At 77.4% G+C, this 1,769-nt stretch carries 2 protein-coding genes; one reads left to right on the plus strand and one right to left on the minus strand.

Annotation, left to right across the window (positions count from 1 at the left end):
* The coding region (locus DQW06_RS18975) for a GNAT family N-acetyltransferase (RefSeq protein ID WP_117199027.1) at positions 1-315 on the minus strand (315 nt) is incomplete at its 3' end.
* A 268-nt stretch (positions 316-583) separates the two neighbouring features.
* Here DQW06_RS18975 and DQW06_RS18980 point away from each other — a divergent pair.
* The gene (locus tag DQW06_RS18980) at positions 584-1,600 is read left to right on the plus strand and encodes an N-acetylglucosamine kinase (RefSeq protein WP_013152892.1); all 1,017 of its coding nucleotides are present in this window, start codon (positions 584-586) and stop codon (positions 1,598-1,600) included.
* Positions 1,601-1,769: the final 169 nt, after the last annotated feature.

The raw sequence follows: 1,769 nt of genomic DNA on the forward strand, positions 1-1,769 counted from the left end.
GCGGCGGCGGTACGTGGGCCACACGCCCACGCCGCTCACGCCCGCGACGCGGCGGGGCCCGCCGGGCATGGTCATCTCGAAGCCGTGGGACAGGGCGGTACCGACGACGCGGTCGCCGTCCACGGCGAGCAGGGTGCGGTCGTGCTCGGTGGTGGGGTGGTCGCGTTCGTTGTCCAGGATCTCCCGGGCGGAGAGGTTGAGGGCCTCGCAGAAGACCCTGACGGCCTCGGGGTAGTCCTTCTCCGTGCCCTCGCGCACGGTCCACGCGGGGGCGTCGTCTCGGCGGGAGGGGTCGTGCTGTGGCGCTCCTGTCATGGCACCGAGCCTCTCAGCCGCCACGGGGAGGGCGCCAGTGGGTTTCCCGGCGTGCCGCGCACCTCCCCCGCGCGGCGCGGACGCCTGTTCCCCCCGTGCTCGGCCGCCGCGGCAGACCGCCTCTTCCCCGTCCGCCGCGCGGACCGGGCCGCCGTGACGAGTAATACGCGGTGCCACGGGGCACCTCTCCCCTGTGACACGTACGATCTCCTCTTCTTCCCGTGCCCGATCCGACCAGTCGGGCGACCGGCGCGGACTCGTCCTGGGGGTGGACGCCGGGGGCACCGCCACCCGGGCGCTGGTGGCCACCCTCTCCGGAGAGCGGCTGGGCGAGGCCCGGGCCGGGGGCGCCAACCCCAACTCCCACGGCGCGGACCGGGCCGCCGAGCGGCTGGCCGAGGCGGTGGCGGGAGCGCTCGACGCGGCCGGACCGCGGGCGCGCGGGGCCGTGGCCTTCGGCGTGGTCGGCCTGGCGGGGGTGTCCGCGCTGCGCGACGACGCGGTGCGCGCTCGCCTGGAGCGGGCTCTGGCCGGGGCGGGACTGGCGCCGGAGAACACGGCGTTCACCGGCGACGACGAGGTGGCCTTCGCCTCGGGCACCCCGGGGCCCGACGGCACGGTGCTGATCGCGGGGACCGGGGCGATCGCCACCCGGGTCGAGGAGCGCAGGCGGACCCGTTCGGCGGACGGCATGGGGTGGCTCATCGGCGACGAGGGGTCGGGGTTCTGGATCGGGCACCAGGCAGCCCGGGAGACGGCGCGGCAGCTGTCCCGGGGCGGGGAGCTGAGTCCGCTGGCGCGCGCGGTGGCCAAGCAGGTCATCCCGGGCCAGCGTCCCTCGGAGGGAGGGAACCACCTGCCCGAGGAGCACGCCCGCAACTTCGCCCGGGTCCTGACCACGGCCGCCCCGGTCACGCTGGCCGCGCTGGCGCCCCTGGTCAGCGAGGCCCACACGCAGGGCGATCCGGCGGCCGAGGTGATCGTGGAGGCCGCCGCGGGACACCTGGCGCACTCGGTGCACCAGGTGCGCTCGCCCGGGGAGAGACTGCCGGTGGTGCTGGCCGGCGGGGTGCTCTCGCGGTCCGAGCCGGTGCGCTCGGCGCTCACCCGCAAGCTGGCGTTGTCCGCGTCGGGGGCGAAGGTCGCCACGGCCGGGTGCACGGCGGGCGCGGCGGCCTGGCTGGCGGCCCTGCGGGCGGGGGTTCCGGAGGACGACCGGCGGCTGCACGCGGCGTTCACCGTGGTCGGCCGCGCCCCGGGCAAGGACCGCCCCGACGCCGCCTGAGGGCGCACGCCCGCACTGCGCCGTGACAGCGGGGTTTCCCACGGCGATCTCGCTACCGGCGTCGCTGTCGGTGTCGGCGGTGGCCCTGGTAGCGGACTCGTCCCGGGCGGGCGCGATCCGACTCGGCGCGGTCGACCGCCCGCAGCGGAAGCGGGCCCGGGTCCGCAGG

Source organism: Nocardiopsis sp. TNDT3 (assembly GCF_003427465.1).
Lineage (GTDB): Bacteria > Actinomycetota > Actinomycetes > Streptosporangiales > Streptosporangiaceae > Nocardiopsis > Nocardiopsis dassonvillei.